The 258-nt window shown below is 55.4% G+C and carries 3 tRNA genes; all 3 read right to left on the bottom strand.

The window, feature by feature from the left end:
* Positions 1–2: 2 nt before the first annotated feature.
* The 3 genes from G9G53_RS26025 to G9G53_RS26035 all read right to left on the bottom strand — a co-directional run bounded on the left by G9G53_RS26025 (position 3) and on the right by G9G53_RS26035 (position 258).
* Positions 3–76: transfer RNA gene (locus tag G9G53_RS26025), tRNA-Arg, on the bottom strand.
* A gap of 26 nt (positions 77–102) precedes the next feature.
* Positions 103–173: transfer RNA gene (locus G9G53_RS26030), tRNA-Cys, on the bottom strand.
* Between the two features lie 10 nt (positions 174–183).
* Positions 184–258: transfer RNA gene (locus G9G53_RS26035), tRNA-Gly, on the bottom strand.

Below are 258 nucleotides of genomic sequence, written 5' to 3' on the forward strand. Positions count from 1 at the left end.
GGCGCGCCCTGAGAGATTCGAACTCCCGGCCTTTTGATTCGTAGTCAAACGCTCTATCCAGCTGAGCTAAGGGCGCATATTAAATTCCATAATGAGTAGTCAAGGCGCCACCCAGATTTGAACTGGGGATGAAGCTTTTGCAGAGCTTTGCCTTACCACTTGGCTATGGCGCCGTATGGATAATGGAGCGGACGACGGGAATCGAACCCGCGACCCTCGCCTTGGCAAGGCGATGCTCTACCGCTGAGCCACGTCCGC

This window comes from Paenibacillus sp. EKM206P (assembly GCF_011066155.1).
Taxonomy (GTDB): Bacteria; Bacillota; Bacilli; order Paenibacillales; family Paenibacillaceae; genus Paenibacillus; species Paenibacillus polymyxa_D.